The organism is Streptomyces clavifer (assembly GCF_036345975.1).
Lineage (GTDB): Bacteria > Actinomycetota > Actinomycetes > Streptomycetales > Streptomycetaceae > Streptomyces > Streptomyces clavifer.
In genome coordinates this window covers 6,233,371-6,256,767 of the sequence record NZ_CP107793.1, presented here as the reverse complement: position 1 = coordinate 6,256,767, position 23,397 = coordinate 6,233,371, and the positions used below count along the sequence as shown (strand labels likewise).

Here is a 23,397-nt window from a genome sequence, read left to right as displayed (position 1 = left end):
AGTGGGAGGCGTGGGACGTGGACGATCAACGACAGCAGCCGGAGTACGAGGTCGGATCGGGCATCCTCCAGGTGTTCGGGCAGCACCTGAAGCTGTTCCGGGTCCGGGCGGGGCTGGAGCGGGCGGAGTTCGGGGCGATGACGGGGTACGCGGCGTCGTCCATCGCGTCGTTCGAGCAGGGGCGCCGGATCCCGCAGCCGAAGTTCATCGACCAGGCGGACGAACTGCTGGACGCGGGCGGGGTGCTGAAGGCCAGCAAGGAGGAGGTCGCCCGGGCGCAGTATCCGGCGTTCTTCCGGGATGCGGCGCGGTTGGAGGCAGAGGCGATCGAGCTGCATGTGTACGCCAACCACGGGGTGCCCGGGCTGCTGCAGACGGAGGAGTACGCACGGGCCGTGTTCGCGATGTGGCGACCGCTGCTGGAAGAGCAGGTCGTGGAGCAGCGGGTGGCCGCTCGTCTGGCCAGGCACGAGATCTACTCCCGCCGTCCCGGCCCGACCATCAGCTTCGTGATCGAGGAGGGCGTGCTGCACCGGCCTCTGGGCGGGAACGGGGTACTGCGTGGCCAGTTGGAGCAGATCCTGGTGATGGGGCAGTACCGCAACGTCGAGATCCAGGTGATGCCCACCCGGCGCGAGGAGCACGCCGGAATGGCCGGTCCCTTCACCTTGATCGAGACCAAGGAAGAGCGGAGGATCGCATACGTTGAGGCGCACAAGGACAGCCGTCTCTACACGGAGCGAAAGTCGGTCCGGGAATTCGAGGAGCAGTACGGAGTCCTCCGGGCCCAGGCACTCACTCCGCGCGAATCGCTGGTCCTCATCGAGACACTGCTGGGAGAGACATGAACGCCGAAGCGCTTGTGGGGACGTTGCCCGAGTCCGCGTGGTCCAAGAGCAGTTACAGCAGTGGAGCCGGCGGCGAATGCGTCGAGGTCGCGGCCTGCCCCGGCACCGTCCACGTCCGGGACTCGAAGGACACCGCCGGGCCGGTCCTGTCCGTCACCTCCGGCGGCTGGGCGGCCTTCGTGGGCTACGCCGCGCAGGGCTGACCGCGCAGCGGACGCCTCGTCCCCGCCGCTGTGGCACCCCGCGGCGGGGACGGTGCCGTCAGCCCGTGACCACCACCGTGCGCTGGGCGGAGAAGTCGCCCCACGTCCCGTCGGGCAGCTTGGCCCGGATCTTGAGCGAGTAGCGCGTGCCGGGCGGGTCCGTGGCGGTGAGGCGGTAGGTCGCGCGACCCGTGGGCGGGGTGCCGCCCCAGACGATCGTGGTGGTCGGCTTCCCGTTCAGGTACAGCTGGTACGCGGGGATCGTGCCGCCGGTGTCGGGCTGGTCCCACGAGAGGTCGATCACGGACTCCTCGCCCACGATGGCAGCTTCCGTCCGCAGGCCGGTGGGTGCCGTGCCGGACGGTGCGCCGGGGGCCGAGGGGGTGGTCAGGTCGAGCGCCCCGCTGTCCGGGGAGGACCTCTCGGCGGCGTCCCGGGCGCGGACGGTGAAGGTGTAGACGGTGCCGGGGCGCAGCCCGGTGAGCCGGGCCGTCAGCTGCGTGCCGGGAACGCTGTGGATCCTGGAGTCCTCCTGGTAGATGTCGTACGAGGTGACTGCCACGTCGTCCGTGGAGCCGCCCCAGGCCAGGGTGACCGTCCTGCCGTTCACGGGCTTGCCCCGCAGCTTCTCGGGGGCCGTCGGCGGCTCGGCGTCGTCGGGGGTGGGGGCGGGGGTGGTGACGGGCACGGCAGCGCTCGGGGCGGAGAGGTTCCCCGCGGCGTCGCGGGCCCGGACGGTGAACGTGTACGCGGTGGAGGCGGTCAGCCCGTCGATGTCGGTCATCCGCTTGGCGGCAGGTACCGATCCGGCCTTCCTGCCTTCGCGGTAGACCTCGTAGCCGGCGATCCCCTTGTTGTCCGAGGCCTGTTCCCACATGACGTGCACGGACGTGGCGCTGCCGGCCTGCGCGGTCACTCCTTCGGGTGCCGTCGGTTTCTGGGTGTCCGCTTGCGCGGACCCTCCGCATCCGGTGATCGCGGCGAGGAACAGGGCGGCGGCGGAGCAGGCCAACGCGGTGCGTGCGTGGGGGCGTTGCACGGTGATGCCTTCCGTCCGGAAGCAATGGTCCAGACCTGTATGCCATGCCGGTGGGGGTGCCGACAAGAGGACGGATCGGAACGTTCCGCAATGTCCGCGATGAGTTCCGGGCTCCGCGGGAGTCCGAAGGGTATGGATACGCACAGCGGGACCGCGCCCGCCCTCGATCTGGAACCGGCGGCCCGGCAGATGGGTGAACTGATGGACGCCGTCGACGACCGGCAGCTGTCCGGGCCCACGCCCTGCCCGGACTATTCGGTCCGCGAGCTGCTCGCCCACGTGCTCGGACTGGCCGTCGCCTTCCGTGACGCGGCACGCAAGGATCTGGGGCCGGCGACCAGCACCCCACCGGATTCGGCGCTGCCGGTGCTCCCCGGCGACTGGCGTGAGTCGTGGCCCCCGCTGCTGGACGAGCTCGTCACGGCATGGCGTGCTCCGGCCGCTTCCCAGGGCATGACCCGGGCCGGCGGGGTGGACCTGCCCGGATCGGTGGCGGCGATGGTCGTGCTCAACGAACTGGTCGTGCACGGCTGGGATCTGGCCAGGTCCACCGGTCAGGAATTCGAGGCGGACGAGGCGAGCCTGCGCTCGTCACAGGCGTTGCTGGCCCCCGTGGACGACGGCCCGGGGGCGGAATCGCCCTTCGGCCCGCCCGTGCCGGTTCCGCACGACGCACCCTTGCTCGACCGTGTGATCGGGCTGAGCGGTCGCCGCCCGGACTGGCGGCCGGGCGACTGACGGCGCCGGGAACCCTGTCCCGCGCACTCCACCGAGCGCCACGGCCCGGGGGCTCTCAGGCTCCTGCGACGGTCGGGCCCGCGCCCAGCGCTCGCAGCACCTGCCCTGCCTGTTCCCGCAGCCTGTCGTCGGTGGCGGCGATGGTGGTCTCCACGCCGGAGGCCGTCACCCTCAGGTCCCGCTCGGCCAGGGCCGTCAGCCGCCGTGCGTGGTCCTCGGTCAGCGCGTCCGGACCGAGTGCCAGGAGCGCCTCCAGTGCCGTGGCCGCGTCGGCATCGTCCTCCGCCGAGTCCAGCAGCAGTCCGGCCGCCGCGCGGACGTCGAGCGTCCCGGGGGCGATGGTGTGCAGGGCGAGCACCGCCGCCGGGGTGTGGAGCGGGTGCGTGAGCAGCTTCTCCAGCTCGGGTACGAGTGGACGGCCCTCGTCCCCGAGCCGGGCCGCGACCCGTGCGGCCCGGACGAACGTCCACCGGATCCAGCTCAGCCCGGTCTCGCCCAGCACTCCTGCCAGGAGCCGCAGCGCCTCCTCCGCCCGGCCCGTGATCCGCCACAGCGCCTCGGCGATCGCGACATCGGCGTCGAGGTGCGGGATGACGCGGCTCGCCCCGGGAGTGCTCGCCGCCGCCACGAGGGCGGGCACCAACTCCGCCGCCCGCGGTCCCAGCTCGGCCGCGGCGGTCGCGGCCTCCCGCACGCGACCGCCGTCGGTCAGCTGCTCGGCCAGGACGCCCAGCAGCGGGCCGGCGTCCTCGGTCAGCTGCCACACGGCCCGGGCCGCGGCGAGCCGGGCCTCGGGCGGTCCCGACCGGGCTGCGCGGCGCAACAGTCCGCCCGTCGCCTCGCGGTGGTCCGGCGGACAGACGGCGGCCAGGGCCCTCGCCATCGGCTGCGGATGCATGCGCAGCGCGGTGCCCAGCTCGGGCAGGGCAGGGGCCGCGCGATGCCCCCAGGACGACAGCAGCACCGCGTACCGGAAGGGTTCGTCGTCCCTGAGCTTCTCCGGCGCGGCCAGCCGGGCGCGTACGGCGGCGAGCAGTCCGGCGTCGAACGGCACCGTGGGCGAGGCCCCGAGCAGTCCGCCGCACGCGGCGCCGAGTGCCCGCGGCCGATTCTCCAGGTCACGGGTCAGGAGCGGCACGGCCTGCTCCGGGGCCACGCTCACCAGCGCTTCGAGCGCCCGGTCGGCAAGGTCGCCGTCCCCCTCCGCGACGTCGGCCAGGGCGGGAGCCACTGCGGCGGCGCGGCGGCCCAGCAGCCTGAGGAGCGACAGCGCCTGCCCGACGGCCTCAGGGTCTTCGAGGACCGCGGCGGCGAGCGGGCCGGCCACCCTGTCGGGCGCGCTGCGCGAGATCTGGCAGGCGGACTCCGCCGCCCACAGGGCTTCCGTGCGTGCCTCGGACCGCTCACTCCGCAGCGCCGCGTCCAGCAGTCGGAACACGGCGTCGCGATCGGTGTCCGTGTCACGCAGCAGGAGCTCCGAGACCACGTACCGCAGGGGTTCGTTGCGCTCCAGGTCCATGCGGGCGGCTACCAGTTCGTCGGCCGGCAGCAGGTCGAGCATCGCCTCGTGGTGCGCTGCGGACCAGGGCGCGCCCGCGTCCACGCAGGCGAGGAGTGCAGCGATCCGGAGCTCCCCCGGCCCGTCCGGACCGATCGCCCCGGCCGCCAGGTCTGCCGTGCCCGCCGGGTCCAGGTGGGCCAGGCCGCCGAGGATCTCGGCGCGGACCAGCGGCTCGGCCTCCGTGGCGAAGCGGGTCCGCAGCACCGGGCGCACCCGGTCCGCGGCCCCGGTCATGGCCGCCGCCCAGACGGCGGCCCGCCGTACGTCGGCGCTCCCCGCCTCCACCGAGGCCAGCAGCAGGGGGAGCTGCGCGGTCACGGCCCTCCGGCAGGCAGCCTCGTCGCCCTCCCCCTCGTCCGCCCCGCCCTCCGCTATCCCGCCGAGCAGGGCCAGCACGTCCGCGGTGCGGAAACCCGCACGGGCCAGGCGTGCCAGGTACGGGACGGCGTGTGCCGTGGCCTCGTAGACCGAGCCCTGGTGCAGGATGCTCCCGTACAGCTCGCCGAGTGCTTCGCCGGCCTGCTCGTCGTCCTCGTCCACCAGCGCGCGCAGGCAGTCGGGCACATCGGCGGCGCTGCCGTAGGCATGCTGGTAGGTGGCCCAGGGCTGGGCGTCGAGACCGGCGAACAGGGGTGCGAGATCCATGAGCCGGATCTTGGCACCCGGTACTGACAACGCCCGGTGGACGCGCCTGGGTCGGGGACGGCCGGTCCGGGCCGCCCTGGACGCGGCGCCGGAGGGCGGCCCGGGACGCGGCGCCGGACGACGGCCGGAGGGCGGCCCGGCGTGTGCGCCGCCCCGGACCGGTGCCGGGTTCTCAGCTGGTGAAGAACTCGCTGATCTGCTGGGCCACCTGGTCGGCGTGCCTCTTGTGCACCTGGTGGCCGCCGCCGAGCGTGATCAGCCGGCAGTCGGGGATGAGGGAGGCCATGTCGGGCAGCCGGTCCTGCGGCATGCCGCTCTCCGGTCCGCCGGCGATCATCAGGGTGGGTGCGACGATCTGCCCCAGGTCCTCCTCCCACCGCGGGTCGGGGGCGGCGATCTGGGCCTTGATCTCGGGTACCGCGTTCTCGTCGTAGTCCACCGGCCCCGAGGGGCGGCCGTCGACCACCTGGCCCGGGAAGGGCGGCGGGGTCTCCACGAGCACCAGCCGCTCGACCCGGTCCGCGTGCTCCTCGGCGAGCAGGTAGGCCACGACTCCGCCCATCGAATGGCCGACGATGCCGACCCGGTCGAGCTCGCACGCGTCGAGGAACCCGAGGACGTCCTCCGTCATCTGCTCGAACGTGTACTCGTCCGGCCAGTCGCTCTCGCCGTGCCCGCGCAGATCCAGGGCGTACACCCGCCATTCCTCACCGAGCAGACCGCCCACCGTCTCCCAGCTCGCGGACGAGCCGCCGAGGCCGTGCAGCAGGACGACGGGCGAGCCGAACGCATCACCCCAGGTCCGATACGCCAGCCGCACATCTCCGACGTCCACAACAGACTGATCTTCCATGCCCCGAACGCTACAGCCGCACGGCGCCCGCCGGGCCCCGGCCCCCGCCTGGCAGGCTTGGCGGGTGAAACCCCTACGTCTCGCCCTCGCCGCCACCGTGGCCCTCGCCCTGACCGGCTGCTCCGCATCCGCCTCCGGCTCCCCGGAGAGGAGCCTCGACGATCCGGCGAAGAAGGACATCGCCATGCGGCTGGTGTCCAGCGCGGAGAACTCCTCACTGGACTGGAAGGCGCAGTACGGCTACATCGAGGACATCGGGGACGGCCGGGGCTACACCGCCGGCATCATCGGATTCTGCTCCGGCACCGGCGACATGCTGAAGGTCGTCGAGCGGTACGCGAAGGCCCGCCCGGGAAACGCACTCGCCCGATTCCGGCCGGCGCTGCGGGCGGTGGAGGGCAGTGATTCGCACCAGGGGCTCGGCGCCGCGTTCACCGCGGCCTGGACGAAGGCCGCGGGCGACCGGGCGTTCCGGGCGGCGCAGGACGCGGAGCGCGACGAGGCGTATTTCGATCCGGCGGTCGCGCGGGGCGAGGCGGACGGACTCAGTTCCCTGGGTCAGTTCATCTACTACGACGCGTACGTGATGCACGGCTACGCGGACGCCAAGGGCTCGGTCGGCTTCCGCACGATGCGCGCCGAGGCCCTGGCGGCGGCAGATCCGCCGTCCGAGGGCGGCGACGAGGAGGCTTATCTGAACGCCTTCCTGGACGCCCGCGTGGCCGCGATCCGCAAGGAGCCCTCGCACAGCGACACCAGCCGGGTGGAGACGGCTCAGCGCGTCTTCGTGCGCGAGGGCAGACTGCAACTGGAGACCCCGCTGGTGTGGCGGGTGTACGGAGAGAGCTTCCGCATCTCCGGCGGCTGACCCACGACCGGGGGCGCGCGAAGCACCCGCACCCCTGTGCGCGTACGCCGGTTCCTTCGGTGCGTGGCTCGTGCGCAACGCCGTGCACGATCTCGGTTCACCTGTGTCCGGGGGGTGTACCGGACGCTCCACAGCCTGATAGGAAAGCTTCCTAACAGAACAACGGAACGGCGAACTCCCTTTGGAGGACTGGTGCATCACCCCCACAACAGCACCGCACGTCGCACCACCGGCACCACCCGCAGTACCCACCTCACCCGCCCCGTCGGTCTCGCCATGCTGGCCCTCGGGCTGACCTTCACGGCGATTCCGATGACCGCCCAGGCCGGCGTCCCCACGCCGCCGGCCGTTCATCACCTGGAGGCCGCCGCGACCGGGCTCGACGATCCGGCGAAGAAGGACATCGCCATGCGGCTGGTGTCCAGCGCGGAGAACTCCTCACTGGACTGGAAGGCGCAGTACGGCTACATCGAGGACATCGGGGACGGCCGCGGCTACACCGCCGGCATCATCGGATTCTGCTCCGGCACCGGCGACATGCTCGATCTGGTCGAGCTGTACACGGAGCGGAAGCCGGGCAACGTCCTCGCGGAGTACCTGCCCGCCCTGCGTGAGGTGGACGGATCCGACTCGCACGACGGGCTCGACCCGGGCTTCACCGGGGACTGGGCCGAAGCGGCGTCCGACCCGGCGTTCGAGCAGGCGCAGAACGACGAGCGGGACCGGGTCTACTTCGACCCGGCGGTCAGCCGGGGCAAGGCCGACGGCCTGGGAACGCTCGGGCAGTTCGCGTACTACGACGCCATCGTCATGCACGGCGGCGGCGACGACGGTACGAGCTTCGGGTCGATCCGGCAGAGGGCCGTGGCGCAGGCGCGGCCGCCGTCGCAGGGCGGTGACGAGGTCGCCTACCTCGACGCGTTCCTGGACGCGCGGGTCTGGGCGATGGAGCAGGAGGAGGCCCACTCGGACACCAGCCGGGTGGACACGGCCCAGCGGGTCTTCCTGCGGAACGGCAACCTGGATCTGGATCCGCCGCTGGACTGGCACGTGTACGGCGACGCCTTCCACATCGGCTGATCCCCCGCGCCCGGTGCGGGTACGGCGGTCCCGGGACCGCCGTACCCGTACCGGTCCGCCGCGCACCCGGACCGCCGCGCACCCGGCCGTACGTACGCCCGGTCGTGCGCGCACCCGGCCGGGCATGCCCACGACCCCGGGCCCCGGTCGCCCGCCCCCGGTCAGTGGGCGACGGGCAGGGCCATCGGGTCTTTCGGCTGCTCGCCGTCCACGTCCTCTCCCCCCGCTCCCCCGTCCCGCTCGCGGCCCAGGTGGTTGAAGGCCAGGTTCAGCAGGATCGCCACGACGCAGCCCGTGGAGATGCCCGAGTCGAGGACGACGAGCAGGTCCTCGGGGAAGGCGTGGTAGAAGTCCGGCGCGGCGATCGGGATCAGGCCGATGCCGACCGCGGTCGCGACGATCAGGGCGTTCTCGCCCTTCTCCAGCGCCGCCGCGGCCAGGGTCTGGATGCCGCTCGCGGCGACCGACCCGAAGAGGACGATGCCGGCGCCGCCGAGTACGGGCAGCGGCACGAGGGCGATGACGGACGCGGCGACGGGGACCAGGCCGAGCACCACGAGGATGACCCCGCCCGCGGCGACGACGAACCGGCTGCGGACCTTGGTCATCGCGACGAGCCCGATGTTCTGGGCGAACGCACTGCACATGAACCCGTTGAAGAGCGGGCTGATGGCGCTGCCGAGCGTGTCCGCGCGCAGCCCGCCCTCGATGGTCCGCTCGTCCGCCGGGCGCCCGACGATCTTGCCGAGAGCCAGCATGTCGGCGGTGGACTCGGTCATGCAGACCAGCATCACGATGCACATCGAGATGATCGCCGCGATCTCGAACTGCGGTGCCCCGAAGTGGAACGGCGTCGGGAAGCCGACCAGGTCCGCGTCCCCCAGCGCCCCGAAGTCGGTGATGCCGACGGGGATCGCGATGAGCGTGCCGACGACCAGGCCGAGCAGGATGGCGATCTGCTGGAGGAAGCCGCGCAGGAGTTTGCGCAGGGCGAGCACGATCACGAGGGTGACGGCGGCCATCGTGATGTTGGTCGTCGAACCGTGGTCGGCCGCGCGCGCGTCGCCGCCCTGGGACCAGTTGAAGGCGACCGGCAGCAGGGAGACGCCGATCAGGGTGATGACGGTGCCGGTGACCACCGGCGGGAAGAACCGGACGAGTTTGCAGAAGTACGGGGCGAGTACGAAACCGAGGAGGCTGGCGACGATGATCGCGCCGAAGATGACGGCGATGCCGTCGTGCCCCCGGTCCTTGCCTATCGCGATCATCGGGGTCACCCCGGCGAACGAGACCCCGTTGACGAACGGCAGCCGGGCGCCTATGCGCCAGAAGCCGAGAGTCTGGAGCAGGGTGGCTATACCGGCGGTGAAGAGGCTCGCTCCCATCAGGAACGCGGTCTCCGCCGCGGTGAGGCCCACGGCGGGCCCCACGATCATGGGCGGGGCCACCACACCCGCGTACATCGCGGCCACGTGCTGCAGACCGCTGGTGAACATCCTCAGCGGGGGGAGCTTCTCGTCGACCGGGTGCTTCAGGTCGGATTCTACGGATGTGTCTGTGCGAAACCTGGGCGTAGCTGCCACGGCGGCTTCCTCCGGTCGGGTACGCGTCAGGGACGCGGGTGTCAGGGAGGTGGTGCTGAGTGGGGCGTTGATGCAGGTCGTGCAGCTGGTGCGGCAGCTTTCGTCACCGGTGCGGGGCATGCGCCGGACAGGTGCGTCCGGGCACACGCTCCCGCAGCGGCTGCCGCGGATCCTCACGGGTCCACGGCGGCCGGCCGAGGGCCGTCCCCCTCGGCCGGCCTGTCAGGGGGGGTGGTGCGGGTGGGAGGGCGCGGAGCGTCAGGCTCCGGCGGCGATCGTCGCCAGGCGCCGGGCCTCGTCGCGGGTCGCGCGGGCGATGGCGTCCTCGTCCACCGTGATCAGGTGGTTGTCCTCGACGACGGGTCTGCCGTTGACGAGGGAGAGGGTGACGGGTGCCGCGGCGCCGAAGACGAGTGCGGTCACCGGGTCGGCGATGGAGGCGTGGGCGAGGGTGTCGAGCTTCCACAGCACGAGGTCGGCGAGCTTGCCGGCCTCCAGGGAGCCGATCTCGCCGGCGCGGCCGAGGACCTGCGCACCGCCGTACGTCCCCAGGCGCAGGGCCTGGCGGGCGTTGAGCGCCTTCTCGCGGCGGGCGCCGAGACGGTTGATGAGAAGGGCGTTGCGCAGCTCGGTGTGGAGTTCGCCGGACTCGTTGGAGGCGGTGCCGTCGACGCCGAGGCCGACGGGGACACCGGCGGCGAGCATGTCGGGTACGCGGGCGATGCCTGCGGCGAGGCGGGCGTTGGAGGACGGGCAGTGGGCGACGCCGGTGCCGGTGCGGGCGAAGGCGGCGATGTCGGAGTCGTTCATGTGGACGCAGTGCGCCATCCACACGTCGTCGCCGAGCCAGCCGGTCGACTCGAAGTAGTCGGTCGGGCCCATGCCGAACAGTTCCTTGCAGAACTGCTCCTCCTCGACGGTCTCCGAGCCGTGCGTGTGCAGCCGTACTCCGCGGCGGCGGGCCAGTTCGGCGCCCTGCCGGAGGAGTTCGGTCGACACGGAGAAGGGTGAGCAGGGGGCGACGGCGATGCGGGTCATCGCGTCGGACGACGCGTCGTGGTGTGCGTCGATGGTCGCCTCGGTGGCGGCGAGAGCCCCGTCCAGGGTCTCGACGGCGAAGTCCGGCGGGAGTCCGCCGTCCTTCTCGCTGCGGTCCATGGAGCCGCGGGCGAGGGTGAAGCGTATGCCCATGTCGCGGGCGGCTCCGATGATGGCGCCGGACAGGTCGCCGGAGCCGCGCGGGTAGACGTAGTGGTGGTCCATCGCGGTGGTGACTCCGCCGCGGGCCATCATGGCGAGGGAGCCCTGGGCCGCGGCGCGGGCCATCGGCTCGTCGATGCGCGCCCAGGTCGGGTAGAGGGCGACGAGCCAGTCGAAGAGGTTGTGGTCGGTCGCGAGGCCCCGGGTGATCCACTGGTAGAAGTGGTGGTGCGTGTTGACCAGGCCGGGCGTGACGAGGTGACCGGTGCCGTCGACGCGCCGCACGACGCCGGCGAGCCCGTCGGGCGCGCTGCCCGCGCCGACGGACTCGATGCGGTTGCCGGCCACGACGACATGGCCCGAGGCGTACTCGGTGTCGTGGGCGTCGACGGTCGCGATCGAACAGTTCTCGATGACGATGCGTTCCGTGGCCCTGGGGTCCGCCGAAGCTGCCATGGTGCTTCCTTCTTCCGTCTCTGGCGAGGTGGGCACGGCAGGACCCTGGGAGGATTTGAGTGCCACGGCGGCGAGGCGGGCGCCGTGGGTGCCGAGGGGGGAGAGATCGTCCGGCCCTCCGCACGGCTGCGGGGGCGGCGGAGGGCCGGCTCGGTACTGCGTCAGAGGTTGGTCATGTCCACCGGGATCCTCTGCTCGGCGCCGTCCCGGAGCACGGTCGCCTCGATGAGGCCGTACGGGCGGTCGGCCGCGAAGTAGACCTCATTGTCGTTCTCGAGGCCGAACGGCTCCAGGTCCACGAGGAAGTGGTGGTTGTTGGGCAGTGAGAAGCGGATCTCGTCGATCTCGCTCCGGCTCTCGATGATGCGGGAACCCATCTGGTACAGGGTCTGCTGCAACGAGAGGGAGTAGGTCTCGGCGAAGGCCTGGAGCATGTGCTTGCGCGCCTGCTCGTAGGACTTCTCCCAGTTCGGCATGCGCTCCTCGTCGTCGGTCCAGTTGTACCGCCACCTCGCGGACACGTCCGTCGCGAGGATGCGGTCGTACGCCTCCTTGAGCGTCGTGTACCGGTCCTTGGCGTAACCCCAGAACTCGGAGTTGGTGGAGTTCATCACCGTGAGGTCCTTGAGACCGGAGACGACCTCCCACTTCTGTCCGTCGTAGGTGATCTGGGTGGTGCGGGTCTCCTGGCCCTTGCGGACGAAGGAGTGCTTGACGTCGTCGGCGCCGATGAACCTCGAGTTGGCGTCCGAGGTCGCGATGCGCTCCCAGGCGTACTCCTCGATCCGGATCCGGGCGGTCCCGATCGGTTCCTGCGAGGTCACGAAGTGCCGGGCGAGGTGGATGCCGAACTGCTCGGCGGACTCGATGCCGTGCTCCTTGGCGAACGCGAACACCGTGTTCTTGGTGGTGTCGGTCGGCAGGACGTTCGCGTTGGAGCCGGAGTAGTGGACCTCGTCCATGTCGCCGGAGAGGGCGACGGAGACGTTGAGGTCCTTGATGTGGTGCGTGTCGCCGTCCCGCGTGATCCTGACGACGCGGTTCTCTGCTTTGCCGTACTGGTTCTGGCCGAGAATCGTGGGCATTGTCTGCTAGCTCCCTCGGTAAACGGAGTAGCCGAACGGGTTGAGCAGCAGCGGTACGTGATAGTGCTCGCCCGGGGCGACGGCGAAAGCGATCGCCACCTCCGGGAAGAACGCACCGCTGTCCCTTACGCGGGGGGCGTCCTGCTGCGCCTCGGCTTGCTTCTGGCTGGTGAAGTACGACTCGGTGTCGAAGACGAGCCGTACGTGGGTGGTGCCCTCCGGCAGGGCCGGCAGGTCCTTGCAGCGCCCGTCCGCGTCGGTCGCGGATCCGCCGAGCGCCGCGTACGGCGCGTCGCCGCCGCGGGCGGCGAGGGAGACCGCGACGGCCGCGGCGGGGCGGCCGGTGCTGGTGTCCAGGACGTGGGTGGACACGGACGCGGTGGTGTCGGTGCTCAAGGCCGTCACGCTCCTTGCTCTGGGGATTCCCGTACGAGGCGGGTCAGCCGGATGCGGTTGATCCTGCCCAGTTCGGTGCGTACGTGTCCGCGTTCCTGCTCGGGCGAGTTGGCGATCCGGGACTTCACCGCGTCGCGCATCTGCTCACCGGTGGCTCCGGTGGCGCAGATCAGGAAGACATGGCCGAACCGCTCCTGGTAGGCCAGGTTCAGTTCGAGCATTTCGGTCCTGAGCTCCTCGGACGCTCCGGCCATCCCCCGCTGTTCACGGGCGGAGGCCGGGTCCCCGGGTTTCGGGCGGCCGATCGGCGGGTGGCCCGCCATCGCTTCGGCCAGGTCCTCCGGGGAGAGCTCGGCCGTGGCGGCGTCACTCGTGGTGAACAGGGCTTCCTCGGTGGCGTACGGCCGGTGGGCGAGGACGGCGCTCCCCCATGCCGTGCTGGCGCACACCTCGTGCAGCGCGGCAGCGGCCTCGTCGGCCGTCAGGGTGTTGAACCGGGCCAGGCCCGGTGTGGAGCTCGAAGTCACGGGAGCCTCCGTGGCTGCTTCTTCGCTGTGCGTTGTTCGGGCTGCGGACAGCTAACGCCCTTCGCAACTTCACGTCAACAGTTTGTTGAAATTCCACGAACGCAAGGAGCCGCCGTCCCGGCATCCGGACGGCGGCTCTCCCTCGGGCGCACGGCCGGCCCCCGGGTCACCTACTCACTCTTGGCGCCGTTCTCGCGGTTCAGGTAGTTGTAGACCGTGAAGCGGCTGACACCCAGGGCACCCGCCACGGTCTCCACTCCGTGTCGCACGGCGAAGGCACCGCGTGCCTCCAGAGTCCGCACGATCAGCTGTTTGGTCTTGCGGTCCAGGTCGGCGAGCGGCATTCCGTGCCGCCGCGCCATCCCGGCCAGGATGTGGTCGAGCGAGTCGGAGAGCTGCGGAAGCCGTACCGCCAGGACGTCCCGGCCCTCCCAGGCGAGCACCACGTCATCGGCCTGCGCCTGCTCGGGCCCGAGCAGTTCGGCGCCCATGGCGTCGACGAGCGGCTTCACCGCGGCGACCAAGGGGTGGTCCGCCTGTCCGGTCACGGGGTGTCCTCCCCGATCACGTTGACCTGGAGCGAGACCCGGGTGGCTCCCGAGTCCAGGGCCTTGCGCAGCAGCGAGTCCACGGCCGTGAGGACCTGGTCCGCGCCGCCCTCGGCCGTGTTGCCGAAGGGTCCGACATCCACTGCGTCCAGCTCGGCCGTCCTGATCACCTCACGGGCCACCACCGCGTGGGCGGGCGCCTCGTCGAGATCGAAGGGCTCGGTGGTGAATTCCACCCTCAAGCGCACGGTGCCTCCCTCATGTCCCCGCCGCGGTCGTCGGCTCGCACGGCTGGCTCCCGACCCTAAGGCACGCCGATGAGGCGCCCGGCCCGCCCGGCGAGGGGAGCGCCCGGCCCGCCCGGCGAGGGGCGCCCGGGGCGTGGCGGTCGGGGCATGGCAGTCAGGTGCTCGAACGGCACGGCGGTCAGGTGCCCGCCTGGATGTCCCCCCGGGTGGACGAGGTGATCGGGTCGCCGTGCGCGAAGTCGCCGGGCGGGATGCCGGGATGGTGCCCGTCCCTGCCCCTTCCGGCCGCCGCCGCCGCTGCCGCCGGGCCGAGCGCGAGCCGCGAGACGATCCGGTAGCGGTCGCCCCGGTACAGCGAATGGACGTACTCCACGGGCCGCCCCGCGGTGTCCGAGGTCAGCCGCTCGAAGAGGAGCGCGGGGGACAGCTCGGGAACCTCCAGGAGCCGCGCCTCGGCGCGGGTCACGACGGTGGGCTCGATGGCCTGGACCGCCTCGTGGACGTGCACGCCGTGGATGTCGCGCAGGTGCTCGTACAGGTCTCCGCTCTCCAGCTCCTGGGCGGACAGGCCGGGGACGAACACCGCCCTGATGTGCAGGTGCTCGATGGCCATCGGGGCACCGTCCACCAGGCGCAGCCGGGCGACGTACACGATCTCCTCGGCGGGTGACATCCGCAGCTTGCGGCCGACTCGGCCTCGGCGTCCTACCGCTTCGCCTGTTCCTGGGCGGTGAAGGGCTGCGGGAACATCACCGGCACGTTCGGCACGCTCGCGAACCCGACCGCCGACGCCGACCGCTACCTGGAGATCGCCTTCACCCCGGGGGCGGGCTCGCTGGCCCCCGGTGCGGACACCGGGGACATGCAGCCGCGCTTCCACCGGGCGGACTGGCAGTCGCTGCGCCAGAGCGACGACTACTCCTTCGGCGCCGGACGGACCGCCTACGGCGACTGGCCCCGGATCACCGCCCAGTCGGGCGGGGTGACGGCCTGGGGCGAGGCTCCCGGCGGGAACGGCCCGACGGATCCGACCGATCCCCCCACCGATCCGCCTGCCGACGGGCCCACGCTGTTCGACGACTTCGACTACAGCGGCCACACGGACCCGAGGATCGCGGCGCACGGCTGGAGCGTCCGCTCCAACTCCGGCGGTCCGGGTGTGCCGGGAGCCGTGTGGGCTCCGGAGAACGTCACCTTCAGCAGCCAGAACGGCAATGCGGTGATGAACCTGGAGACGTCCACGGCGGGTACCGGCGCCTCGACGGAGCACACGGAGATCCTCACGCAGGCCACGAAGTTCCGCAACGGGACCTACGCGGCCCGGGTGAAGTTCAGCGACGCCCCCCGGTCCGGGCCCGACGGCGACCACCTCGTCCAGACCTTCTTCACCATCAACGACCTCAAGGCGCCGATGGCGGACGACTACGCCGAGTACGACTTCGAGTACCTGCCCAACGGCGGCTGGGGCGAGCCGGCCAACATCCTCTACACCACGTCGTGGGAGACCTACCGCCCCGACCCGTGGGAGGCCGTCAACCAGCACAGCGAGGTGCGGCAGAGCTACGCCGGATGGCACGACCTGGTGGTGACCGTCGACGACAGCGCCATCACGTACTACGTCGACGGGCAGCACTTCGGGACGCACGGGGCGGCGTATCTGCCCGAGCGGCCGATGTCGATCAACTTCAACCAGTGGCTGATCGATCTCGCGGGCCAGAGCAGCACCACGCCCCGTGCCTACGACCAGCAGGTGGACTACGTGCTGCACGTGAAGGACCGGGTCCTGTCCCCGGCCCAGGTGTCCGCACGGGTGGCCACGTACCGCGCGGCGGGCACGGCCTTCCAGGACACGGTGCCGGCCGGCTGACCCCACGGGTGTGACCGGCGGGGTGGGGGACGGGCGGCCTCCACCCCGCTCCGGCATGCCCGGAAGTCCGGGCGGCCCCTTGACAGCCCGACCCCCTTCCGGGCAATCTTCCGTTGAGCAGAAAGTAACTTCCGCGATACGGAAGGAGCGCACTATGGGGTACTCGGACCAGCGCTTCGATGTGAACCTCTCGATCCTCTTCACCGAACTCCCGCTCCTGGAGCGCCCCGCGGCAGCCGCCGCTGCGGGCTTCACCGCGGTCGAGCTCTGGTGGCCGTGGACGGAGACCCCCACCCCGGCGCAGGCCGAGCTCGACGCCCTGAAGGGGGCGCTCGACGACGCGGGCACCCAGCTGGTGGGGCTGAACTTCTACGCGGGCCGGCTGCCCGGACCCGATCGCGGCGCACTCTCCGTGCCCGGCGCGGAGTCGGACCGCTTCCGCGCCAACATCGCGGTGGCCACCGCCTTCGCCGACTCGGTCGGCTGCCGGGCGCTCAACGCGCTGTACGGCAACCGGGTCGACGGTGCGGACCCGGCCGCCCAGGACGCGCTCGCCCTCGAGAACCTCACCGCCGCCGCCCGTGCGGCCGACGGCATCGGGGCCACCCTCCTGATCGAGACCCTCAACGAGCCGGAGTCGCCCCGCTACCCGCTGGTGAGCGCACCGGCGGCGATCGAGGTGGTCGACCGGGTCAACGAGGCGACGGGCCTGGGGAACACCGCGTTCCTGCTGGACCTCTACCACCTGTCGATGAACGGCGAGGACCTCGGCCAGGTGATCAAGGCGTACGCCGCGAAGACCGGCCACGTCCAGATCGCCGACAACCCGGGGCGCGGCGCGCCGGGCACCGGTTCCCTCCCGCTGGAGCGGCTCCTCGACGAGCTGGCGCAGGCCGGTTACGAGGGCCGGGTCGGCCTGGAGTACAAGCCGGGCGACCGGCCGAGCGCGGAGTCCTTCGACTGGCTCCCCGCCGGGCACCGGTAGGACGCGCCGGCCCCCTCGTACACACGCTTATCGGAAGGCACCTCATGAGCAGCAACCTCCCCAAGGTCGCGTGGATCGGGCTCGGCATCATGGGCTCGCCCATGTCGGAGAACCTGATCAGGGCCGGGTACGACGTCACCGGCCACACCCTGGAGCAGGACAAGGTCGACCGGCTGGTCGCGGCGGGCGGCACGGGCGCCGCCTCGATCGCGGACGCCGTGCGCGAGGCCGATGTCGTCGTCACCATGGTCCCCGCGTCCCCGCAGGTCGAGGCCGTCGCGTACGGCTCCGACGGCATCCTGGAGAACGCCCGGCCCGGCACCCTGCTGATCGACATGTCCTCGATCACGCCGCAGACCTCCGTGGACCTGGCGAGGAACGCGAAGGACAAGGGCATCCGCGTGCTGGACGCGCCGGTCTCCGGCGGTGAGGCCGGCGCGGTCGAGGCCGTCCTGTCCATCATGGTCGGCGGCGAGCAGACCGACTTCGACGCCGCGCAGCCGCTGCTCCGGGCGCTGGGAAGGACGATCGTCCTGTGCGGGCCGCACGGTTCCGGCCAGACGGTGAAGGCCGCCAACCAGCTGATCGTCGCGGTCAACATCCAGGCGTGCGCCGAGGCCGTGGTCTTCCTGGAGAAGTCCGGGGTCGATCTGGCCGCCGCACTCGACGTACTGAACGGCGGGCTCGCCGGATCCACGGTACTGACCCGGAAGAAGGACAACTTCCTCAAGCGGGACTTCGCTCCGGGCTTCCGGATCGACCTGCACCACAAGGACATGGGCATCGTGACGGACGCCGCCCGCACCGTCGGGGCCGCGCTGCCCGTCGGCGCGGTCGTGGCCCAGCTCGTCGCCTCGCTGCGCGCACAGGGCGACGGCGGCCTCGACCACTCGGCGCTGCTGCGTTCCGTCGAGCGCCTCTCGGGCGCCCAGGTCTGACACTCCGGCCCTCCCGGGCCCCCGGAACTCCGGGTCGCGGCGGCGCTGACACCTGTCCTGTCGCGCCCAGGTGCCGCCGCGACCCGGAACCCTCTCCTCCGATTTCAACAAACTGTTGACGTTTCGTCCGCGGCGAATCTACGCTCCTGAAGCCGTCAGCAGCCCCGTACGGAAGGTCTCCATGTCGAAGCGTGTGCTCACGACCGAGTCAGGCGCCCCGGTCGCCGACAACCAGAACTCCGCCACGGCGGGCGCCGGCGGGCCGCTCCTCCTCCAGGACCAGCACCTGCTGGAGAAGCTCGCCCGCTTCAACCGCGAGCGCATCCCGGAGCGCGTCGTCCACGCGCGCGGCTCCGGCGCGTACGGCTACTTCGAGGTGACGGACGACGTCACCGGCTTCACCAGCGCCGACTTCCTCTCCGAAGTGGGCCGCCGCACCGAGACGTTCATACGGTTCTCGACGGTCGCCGACTCCCTGGGCGGCGCCGACGCCGTACGCGACCCCCGGGGCTTCGCCCTCAAGTTCTACACGGACGAGGGGAACTACGACCTCGTCGGCAACAACACCCCGGTGTTCTTCATCAAGGACCCCGTCAAGTTCCCCGACTTCATCCACTCGCAGAAGCGCGACCCGTTCACGGGCCGCCAGGAGCCGGACAACGTCTGGGACTTCTGGGCGCACTCCCCCGAGGCGACGCACCAGGTCACCTGGCTGATGGGGGACCGCGGCATCCCCGCCTCCTACCGCCACATGGACGGCTTCGGCTCGCACACCTACCAGTGGACGAACGCGGCGGGCGAGGCCTTCTTCGTGAAGTACCACTTCAAGACGAACCAGGGCGTGCGCTCCCTCTCGGCCGACCAGGCCGCCGAGCTCGCCGGCCAGGACGCCGCCTCGCACCAGACGGACCTGCTCCAGGCCATCGAGCGCGGGGTCAACCCGTCGTGGACCCTGCACGTACAGGTGATGCCGGCCGCGGAGGCCGCCGACTACCGCTTCAACCCGTTCGACGTCACCAAGGTGTGGCCGCACGCCGACTACCCGCTGCAGCGCGTGGGGCGCCTGGTACTCGACCGCAACCCGGACAACGTCTTCGCCGAGGTCGAGCAGGCGGCGTTCTCGCCCAACAACTTCGTGCCCGGCATCGGCCCGTCCCCGGACAGGATGCTGCAGGGTCGGCTGTTCGCGTACGCCGACGCGCACCGCTACCGGCTCGGCGTCAACCACACGCGGCTCGAGGTCAACGCGCCGAAGGCGGCCGTCGTCGACAACTACGGCCGCGACGGCCTGCACGCGACCCGGAACGGTTCGCGCCGGGACAGGAACTACGAACCCAACTCGTACGAGGGCCCGGCCCAGACCGGCAGGGCCCTCGCCGCCCCGCAGGCCGTACACGGCTGGACGGGCACGCACGAGACACCCGCACACACCAAGGACGACGACTTCTTCCAGGCGGGCGAGCTCTACCGGCTGATGTCGGACGACGAGAAGGACCGCCTGGTCGCGAACATCGCGCGGGGACTCTCGCAGGTCGCCCGTGACGACGTGATCGAGAAGAACCTCTCCCACTTCCACGCGGCGGACGCCGACTACGGCAGCCGCGTGGAGAAGGCGGTCCGCGCACTGCGCGAGGACTGAGCCTTCACCCGGGGCCCTGCCCGTGCCGCGTACCCGGATGAGGGGTGAAGCGCGGCGCGGGCAGGACGGGGCCGCGGCGGCGGACGACGCCAGTGCGGTGGCGAAGGGCCCGGCCGGCCCGGCTCCTGACCTGAAGGAGCCCGGTCGCCGGCCGGCCCGCTCGCCGCCGCCGCGGTCGCTGTGAGCTGAGCGAACAGGGGCGTGCCCCACGGAGCCCACCGTGGGGCGCGCCCCTGTTCTGCTGCCTGCCCGTCCTCGATCGCCGGACGGGCTGGATGCCCTGTCCCGCACCGCCGGTGCAGGCCTTCGTCCTCGATCGCCGGACGGGCTCGGACATGCCACTCGGCCCGGACCAGGCCCGTCCGGCGATCGAGGACACACCCCGGCGAGGATGGCAGAAGGCTCCCGCCCGGGGGCCCGGGCGGGAGCCAGGAAGGAAGGCGGGTCAGGAGACGGTCAGCGCACGGACCGCCGTCGGCGCGTGGCCCGGCTCCGTCGCCACGTCCTCGAACTCGTTGACCGAGGCGATGTCCGTCCCGCTCATCGAGATGTTCGTGATCCGCTCCAGGATCGCCTCCACCACCACCGGCACCCGGAACTCCGCCGCCAGCTTCTTCGCCTCCTCGAAGGCCGGCAGCAGCTGGTCCGGCTCCGTGACCCGGATCGCCTTGCACCCGAGCCCCTCGACCACCTTGACGTGGTCCACGCCGTAGGCGCCCAGTTCCGGGGAGTTGATGTTCTCGAACTCCAGGTTGACCTGGAAGTCGATGTCGAAGGTGCGCTGCGCCTGCCGGATGAGCCCCAGGTAGGAGTTGTTCACCAGCACGTGGACGTACGGGATGCGGTGCTGCGCGCCGACCGCCAGCTCCTCCAGCATGAACTGGAAGTCGTAGTCCCCGGAGAGCGCGACGACGGAGCCGTCCGGGTCGGCCGTGGCGACACCCAGCGCGGCCGGGATCGTCCAGCCGAGCGGTCCGGCCTGGCCGCAGTTGATCCAGTGGCGCGGCCGGTAGACGTGCAGCATCTGCGCGCCCGCGATCTGGGAGAGGCCGATCGTCGTCACGTACCGGGTCTCGGGGCCGAAGGCCCGGTTCATCTCCTCGTACACCCGCTGCGGCTTCAGCGGGACGTCGTCGAAGTGCGTACGGCGCTGCAGCGTGGCACGGCGCTCCTGGGTGGACGCCGCCCAAGCCGACCGGTCCTTGAGCCTGCCCGCGTCCCTGAGCTCGCGCGCCACCTCGACGAAGAGTTCCAGCGCGGCCTTCGCGTCGGAGGCGATACCGAGGTCCGGCGCGAAGATCCTGCCGAGCTGGGTGGGCTCGATGTCGACGTGGACGAACGTACGCCCCCGGGTGTAGACGTCCAGCTTGCCGGTGTGCCGGTTGGCCCATCGGTTTCCGATGCCGAGGACGAAGTCGGACTCCAGGAAGTTCGCGTTGCCGTAGCGGTGCGAGGTCTGCAGGCCGACCATGCCCGCGTTCAGCTCGTGGTCGTCGGCGAGGATGCCCCAGCCCATCAGGGTCGGGACGACCGGGACACCGGTCAGCTCGGCGAACTCCACCAGGAGTTCGCAGGCGTCGGCGTTGATGATGCCGCCGCCCGCGACGAGCAGCGGACGCTCGGAGGAGTTCAGCATCTCGACGGCCCGCTCGATCTGCTTGCGGGTCGCCGCGGGCTTGTGCACGGGCAGCGGCTCGTACAGCTCGGGGTCGAACTCGATCTCGGTGAGCTGCACATCGATCGGCAGGTCGATGAGGACCGGCCCCGGCCGCCCGGTGCGCATCAGGTGGAAGGCCTGCTGGAAGACCCCCGGGACCTGCGCGGCCTCCAGGACGGTGGTCGCCGCCTTGGTCACCGGGGCGGCGATCGACGCGATGTCGACGGCCTGGAAGTCCTCCTTGTGGAGCACGGCCGTCGGCGCCTGGCCGGTGATGCAGAGGATCGGGATCGAGTCGGCGACGGCCGAGTAGAGGCCGGTGATCATGTCGGTGCCGGCCGGACCGGACGTACCGATGCAGACGCCGATGTTCCCGGCCTTCGCGCGGGTGTAGCCCTCGGCCATGTGGGAGGCCCCCTCCACGTGACGGGCGAGGGTGTGGTGCACCCCGCCGGAGGCCTTGAGGGCGGCGTAGAACGGGTTGATCGCCGCACCGGGCACACCGAACGCGTTACTGACGCCTTCACGCTTGAGGATCTCGACTGCCGCTCGGGCAGCGGTCATACGAGGCATTGAGTACTCCTGCTTCGGACCTGGTGGAGTCGGGCTCTGTCGCGCCACCTGAGAGCACCAATTCCGCATGACGGAAATGTTGTTCTGCTATGCGGAATCAAATCTAGGGTGGACCCGTACGAGCGTCAAGGGAGGACGCGGGAGCGGTGCGAGGCCGGCGCGGGGACCCCATAGGGAGAACGCCGGGACGAAGTACGCCAAGCCCCTCCCCCGAGCGTCGCTCCTGGTGGACGATGGGGGCACGGAACGCAGTCGCCGCGACGGCGGCGGGGAGGGGCACAACGTGGAGTCCTTACCGGTGCGCTGCCCGGTCTGCAGCCGGGATCACGCGTACCTCACGCCGGTGTACCCCTGCCCGTGCGGTTCCCCGACCGCCCCGCCGCTGATGCGCGGCGCCCCGGTCGAGCCCATCACCCGCCGCACCTGGGACGACGACTGGGTGAGCGTGCGCTGCCACTCCTGCGGGCGCCGCGACCAGTGGCCGTACCCCGAACTGTGCTGCCCCTGCGGGACCGTGCTGCGCATACCCGTGCGGCCGGTGGCCACGCGCGGCTTCACACCGTCCGCCCCGCCCGGGCCGCCCCCCGCCCCCCTTCCCCGTACGGCCGCGCAACCCCGCCCGGCGTTCCAGCCCCTGGTGATCCGTACGGCACGCGACGCGGTGAGCGCCGCCGCGCTCTACCTGACCTGGCTGGGCTACCGCGACGTCGTCCAGCCCGAGGTGCGGCCCACCTCCCGCATCGACCTCCGGGCGGCCGGAGTCATCGCCCAGGTCGACTCGACCACCCGGCCCATCGCCCTGCGCGACGTCGAGTGCCTCTGGCTCAACGCTCTCCACACATCGGTGTCCGGAGTGCTCTTCTCCCTCGCCGGATACGCCGACGACGCCCGGTCACGGGCGAACGGCCTGTCCATCCCCCTCTTCGTCATGGACCTCACGGGGACGCCCCGGCCGGCGAACGGCGCCGCCGACGCACTGGCCCGCACCGGCCCCTGACCGCCCGCCATACTCGGCCCATGCGCATCCGCCCCGCCCTCCGCGCCGAACTCCCCCTGCTCCAGGACATCGAGCGCGCCGCCGGCGAACCCTTCAGGGCCCTCGGCATGCGGTCCGTCGCGGACGACGACCCTCCGTCGCTCGGCCTCCTGGAGGCCTGCCGTCGCGACGGGCGCTGCTGGGTGGCGGCGGACGGGGGGACGGACCTGCCCGTCGGCTATCTGATCGCCGAACGCGTCGACGGCGCCGCACACATCGAGCAGGTGTCGGTAGCCCCGGCGGCCGCCCGCCGGGGCGTGGGCCGCGCCCTCATCGGCCGGGCCGCCGCCTGGGCCGAGGAGCACGGGATGACGGCACTGACGCTGACCACGTTCGCCGAGGTCCCGTGGAACGCCCCTTACTACGCCCGCCTCGGTTTTCGGACACTGGCGGCGGACGAGCTCGGAGAAGGGCTCCGCTCGATCAGGGAACAGGAGGCGGAACACGGCCTGAACCGCTGGCCGCGCGTGTGCATGCGCGGCGAACTCCCCTTCCGCCCCGGGCCATGATTTCGGTCACCTGCGCCCCCTGAAGCGCATATGTTCGGACTGTTGTCAGTGTGGGGACGTAGAGTGAAGGCATGGTCTTAACTCCACGACTTTCCACCCGTTCCACCCCCGTTCTCCCGACCCAGCCGACACACCAGTCCGCCGTCGAGGCCAACGAGGCGATCCGCGCACTCGTGGATGCGCGCGCCGGCCAGGACTGGTCGTCCGTGGAAGCCGCGAAGTACGAAGTGCTGCTCATCGAATGGGCGGCGGCGACGCGGGGCATCAGCTCCGACATCATCGAAGCCGCCTGACCCCGGGGGCGCCGGCCGTCCC

Annotated in this window: 24 protein-coding genes; 12 read left to right on the top strand and 12 right to left on the bottom strand. The window is 71.5% G+C overall.

Features of this window, described 5'->3' with window-relative positions:
* Positions 1-17 precede the first annotated feature (17 nt).
* Both OG927_RS27145 and OG927_RS27140 read left to right on the top strand, forming a co-directional pair.
* Positions 18-848, top strand: a complete 831-nt coding sequence (locus OG927_RS27145; RefSeq protein WP_330320925.1) for a helix-turn-helix domain-containing protein — start codon at positions 18-20, stop codon at positions 846-848.
* Positions 845-1,051, top strand: coding sequence for a DUF397 domain-containing protein (locus OG927_RS27140; protein WP_124280707.1), 207 nt, complete (start codon positions 845-847; stop codon positions 1,049-1,051). Before OG927_RS27145 ends, OG927_RS27140 begins: the two co-directional genes overlap by 4 nt.
* Positions 1,052-1,109: 58 nt before the next feature.
* On the opposite strand, the gene OG927_RS27135 is transcribed toward OG927_RS27140, so the two are convergent.
* The gene (locus OG927_RS27135) at positions 1,110-2,090 is read right to left on the bottom strand and encodes a fibronectin type III domain-containing protein (RefSeq protein WP_330320924.1); all 981 of its coding nucleotides are present in this window, start codon (positions 2,088-2,090) and stop codon (positions 1,110-1,112) included.
* 132 nt (positions 2,091-2,222) lie between these two features.
* Here OG927_RS27135 and OG927_RS27130 point away from each other — a divergent pair, with 132 nt between their 5' ends.
* Entirely contained in the window at positions 2,223-2,828 is a 606-nt protein-coding gene (locus OG927_RS27130) for a TIGR03086 family metal-binding protein (RefSeq protein WP_209469416.1), read from the top strand.
* Positions 2,829-2,883: 55 nt separating this feature from the next.
* Here OG927_RS27130 and OG927_RS27125 read toward each other — a convergent pair whose 3' ends face one another.
* Both OG927_RS27125 and OG927_RS27120 read right to left on the bottom strand, forming a co-directional pair.
* On the bottom strand, positions 2,884-5,034 hold the full coding sequence (locus tag OG927_RS27125; RefSeq protein WP_330320923.1) for a hypothetical protein: 2,151 nt from the start codon (positions 5,032-5,034) through the stop codon (positions 2,884-2,886).
* Between the two features lie 172 nt (positions 5,035-5,206).
* Positions 5,207-5,887 carry an alpha/beta fold hydrolase gene (locus OG927_RS27120; protein WP_330320922.1) on the bottom strand — a complete coding sequence of 227 codons (681 nt, stop codon included), beginning with the start codon at positions 5,885-5,887 and terminating at the stop codon, positions 5,207-5,209.
* A 64-nt stretch (positions 5,888-5,951) separates the two neighbouring features.
* Between OG927_RS27120 and OG927_RS27115 the strand changes: the two genes are divergently transcribed.
* Positions 5,952-6,755 carry a chitosanase gene (locus tag OG927_RS27115; RefSeq protein WP_330320921.1) on the top strand — a complete coding sequence of 268 codons (804 nt, stop codon included), beginning with the start codon at positions 5,952-5,954 and terminating at the stop codon, positions 6,753-6,755.
* A gap of 192 nt (positions 6,756-6,947) precedes the next feature.
* Positions 6,948-7,835, top strand: a complete 888-nt coding sequence (locus OG927_RS27110) for a chitosanase (protein ID WP_330320920.1) — start codon at positions 6,948-6,950, stop codon at positions 7,833-7,835.
* A 161-nt stretch (positions 7,836-7,996) separates the two neighbouring features.
* On the opposite strand, the gene OG927_RS27105 is transcribed toward OG927_RS27110, so the two are convergent.
* The 8 genes from OG927_RS27105 to OG927_RS27070 form a co-directional block, all read right to left on the bottom strand.
* The gene (locus OG927_RS27105; protein WP_330320919.1) at positions 7,997-9,418 is read right to left on the bottom strand and encodes a nucleobase:cation symporter-2 family protein; all 1,422 of its coding nucleotides are present in this window, start codon (positions 9,416-9,418) and stop codon (positions 7,997-7,999) included.
* 258 nt (positions 9,419-9,676) lie between these two features.
* Entirely contained in the window at positions 9,677-11,074 is a 1,398-nt protein-coding gene (locus OG927_RS27100; protein WP_056792100.1) for an 8-oxoguanine deaminase, read from the bottom strand.
* Positions 11,075-11,235: 161 nt separating this feature from the next.
* Entirely contained in the window at positions 11,236-12,159 is a 924-nt protein-coding gene (gene pucL / locus OG927_RS27095) for a factor-independent urate hydroxylase (protein ID WP_124280711.1), read from the bottom strand.
* Between the two features lie 6 nt (positions 12,160-12,165).
* A complete protein-coding gene (gene uraH / locus OG927_RS27090; RefSeq protein ID WP_241191695.1) occupies positions 12,166-12,555 on the bottom strand; it encodes a hydroxyisourate hydrolase in 390 nt (129 codons plus the stop codon).
* Positions 12,556-12,560: 5 nt separating this feature from the next.
* Positions 12,561-13,082: a 2-oxo-4-hydroxy-4-carboxy-5-ureidoimidazoline decarboxylase gene (gene uraD, locus OG927_RS27085; RefSeq protein WP_056792097.1), complete on the bottom strand. Its 522-nt coding sequence runs from the start codon at positions 13,080-13,082 to the stop codon at positions 12,561-12,563.
* 170 nt (positions 13,083-13,252) lie between these two features.
* Positions 13,253-13,630 (bottom strand): helix-turn-helix domain-containing protein, encoded by a 378-nt coding sequence (locus OG927_RS27080; protein ID WP_056792096.1) that lies wholly within the window; start codon positions 13,628-13,630, stop codon positions 13,253-13,255.
* Positions 13,627-13,878, bottom strand: a complete 252-nt coding sequence (locus tag OG927_RS27075; protein WP_056792095.1) for a hypothetical protein — start codon at positions 13,876-13,878, stop codon at positions 13,627-13,629. The genes OG927_RS27080 and OG927_RS27075 overlap by 4 nt, the downstream gene beginning before the upstream one ends.
* 178 nt (positions 13,879-14,056) lie before the next feature.
* Entirely contained in the window at positions 14,057-14,746 is a 690-nt protein-coding gene (locus OG927_RS27070) for a GntR family transcriptional regulator (protein ID WP_408058131.1), read from the bottom strand.
* On the opposite strand from OG927_RS27070, the gene OG927_RS27065 reads away from it, so the two are divergent.
* The 4 genes from OG927_RS27065 to OG927_RS27050 all read left to right on the top strand — a co-directional run bounded on the left by OG927_RS27065 (position 14,627) and on the right by OG927_RS27050 (position 19,307).
* Positions 14,627-15,745, top strand: coding sequence for a glycoside hydrolase family 16 protein (locus OG927_RS27065; protein ID WP_408058130.1), 1,119 nt, complete (start codon positions 14,627-14,629; stop codon positions 15,743-15,745). The genes OG927_RS27070 and OG927_RS27065 overlap by 120 nt on opposite strands.
* A gap of 154 nt (positions 15,746-15,899) precedes the next feature.
* Positions 15,900-16,730, top strand: coding sequence for a TIM barrel protein (locus OG927_RS27060; RefSeq protein WP_056792094.1), 831 nt, complete (start codon positions 15,900-15,902; stop codon positions 16,728-16,730).
* Positions 16,731-16,774: 44 nt separating this feature from the next.
* Positions 16,775-17,668 carry a 2-hydroxy-3-oxopropionate reductase gene (locus OG927_RS27055; RefSeq protein WP_330320918.1) on the top strand — a complete coding sequence of 298 codons (894 nt, stop codon included), beginning with the start codon at positions 16,775-16,777 and terminating at the stop codon, positions 17,666-17,668.
* A gap of 181 nt (positions 17,669-17,849) precedes the next feature.
* A complete protein-coding gene (locus tag OG927_RS27050; RefSeq protein WP_330320917.1) occupies positions 17,850-19,307 on the top strand; it encodes a catalase in 1,458 nt (485 codons plus the stop codon).
* 445 nt (positions 19,308-19,752) lie between these two features.
* On the opposite strand, the gene gcl is transcribed toward OG927_RS27050, so the two are convergent.
* Entirely contained in the window at positions 19,753-21,537 is a 1,785-nt protein-coding gene (gcl, locus tag OG927_RS27045) for a glyoxylate carboligase (RefSeq protein WP_124280714.1), read from the bottom strand.
* A gap of 283 nt (positions 21,538-21,820) precedes the next feature.
* On the opposite strand from gcl, the gene OG927_RS27040 reads away from it, so the two are divergent.
* The 3 genes from OG927_RS27040 to OG927_RS27030 all read left to right on the top strand — a co-directional run bounded on the left by OG927_RS27040 (position 21,821) and on the right by OG927_RS27030 (position 23,375).
* Positions 21,821-22,534 carry a hypothetical protein gene (locus OG927_RS27040; RefSeq protein ID WP_330320916.1) on the top strand — a complete coding sequence of 238 codons (714 nt, stop codon included), beginning with the start codon at positions 21,821-21,823 and terminating at the stop codon, positions 22,532-22,534.
* Positions 22,535-22,554: 20 nt separating this feature from the next.
* A complete protein-coding gene (locus OG927_RS27035; protein ID WP_124280716.1) occupies positions 22,555-23,082 on the top strand; it encodes a GNAT family N-acetyltransferase in 528 nt (175 codons plus the stop codon).
* Between the two features lie 71 nt (positions 23,083-23,153).
* The gene (locus OG927_RS27030) at positions 23,154-23,375 is read left to right on the top strand and encodes a hypothetical protein (RefSeq protein ID WP_056792088.1); all 222 of its coding nucleotides are present in this window, start codon (positions 23,154-23,156) and stop codon (positions 23,373-23,375) included.
* Positions 23,376-23,397: the final 22 nt, after the last annotated feature.